This is a genomic window from Isoptericola sp. NPDC056605, from assembly GCF_042792795.1.
In the GTDB taxonomy this organism is placed as follows: domain Bacteria; phylum Actinomycetota; class Actinomycetes; order Actinomycetales; family Cellulomonadaceae; genus Isoptericola.
This window is the reverse complement of record NZ_JBHTVT010000060.1, coordinates 1-1,305: the sequence shown is the minus strand read 5'-3', so window position 1 is coordinate 1,305 and position 1,305 is coordinate 1. Positions and strand designations below refer to the sequence as shown.

1 protein-coding gene is annotated in these 1,305 nt (G+C 42.6%); it reads right to left on the bottom strand.

The window, feature by feature from the left end; translation table 11 throughout:
- Nucleotides 1–524 precede the first annotated feature (524 nt).
- The gene (locus ACFQ8Y_RS22750) at nucleotides 525–1,052 is read right to left on the bottom strand and encodes a Holliday junction resolvase RecU (RefSeq protein ID WP_213377478.1); all 528 of its coding nucleotides are present in this window, start codon (nucleotides 1,050–1,052) and stop codon (nucleotides 525–527) included.
- Nucleotides 1,053–1,305 lie beyond the last annotated feature (253 nt).

Here is a 1,305-nt window from a genome sequence, read left to right as displayed (position 1 = left end):
TGTTTCGTCCTTCTCTATATTGTTCTTTACTTTCCAACTAACAAGGGTTTCAAGTGGTACATCAAGCTGATTCCGCGCTATTTCATAATCTCTCATTCCTCTGTTGTGCAACATCATATACTGATCTGTGGTAAAGCCGATTTCCTCAAGAATGCACATTGAAAGCCCCTCCTATGTTTAAATTAGTTCCTCAAGATCATCTAAAGGTTCGTTCTGTTTCTTCGGCCATTCCCATGTAGAAACGTGTTTTTCGTACGGTCTGATTGGGTGTTTTTTGATATATTCCTGGCGCTGCTCTTCTGTCATTCTCCATACGACTACTTCCCCTGCACGTCTTGAATTTTTATTTGAACTCATAATGATTTCCCCCTTGTGATTGATAAAGTACCCCGTGGCTCCTGCTGAATGGTATTTCCTGTTTTACTGCCTGTTTGGTCATGCCTTCTTCAAAAACCGTAATGACTTGCAGCTCTTCGCGATCATAATTAGTTGCCTCCCACTGAACTACACGCCGCGCCATCTTCTCAGCCCCCTATTTTCGACAAATCTTTACTTTTTTCGACATTCTGAAAGCATAATTCTAGGTAATCAAGGGGAACGCCCCGCCTTGTTCTGATTGGATCGCAATTAAGATAGATGTCCTGGTATGGAATCGACTTCGGGCCGTTGTCTTTGGCTGCTTCCCAATACTTCAGGAAAAACGGCATTCTCACAAAGTAAAATTCCCTCAATTTTGAAAATTCAATTAATAGGAATGATATGCCGCCTTGATCCATGAACCGTTTAAGGTATTCGACTTGGTGATCATGGACGTTCTTCAATTCAAACCGTGTGTTTATTTGTGTTGCCTTCGCATCAAACGCGATTCCACGCCCCTGGGCTATCCCTACATAGTCAACGGTGCTTTTCTTCTCGTACACGATCCGGCCGCGTATATTCTTTGTTGGCGTTGCTACTTCGTCCACTAGCGCCCAGCCCTTATGCTTATATACGGCGTTTGTTTGGTTTACAAGTAGCTGAAGGCCCTTTCCTCTGTTTGCGTAATTGATCATTTAGCAACCTCCCAAAAAGTCAGAATGATATAAGCAGCAACCCCGACCGTCAGCCCTTGAATCAAGCTGATAAAGACGATAAAACCTATTTCACGTAGAAGTGCTTTCATTCAGCATCCTCCTTATTGATCCGGTTACTCCTTCTATCTGCAAACATGATTGTTCGGTATTCCCGTAACTGATTTTCAATAGTTTCCGCAGGCACTAAAGGGTATGCAGTTTTTTCCCACAATATAAAATCACATTGCTTATC

Excerpts from the sequence above, each read along its gene's own strand:
- ACFQ8Y_RS22750 (WP_213377478.1), bottom strand. The coding sequence starts at position 1,052 with ATGATCAATTACGCAAACAGAGGAAAGGGCCTTCAGCTACTTGTAAAC.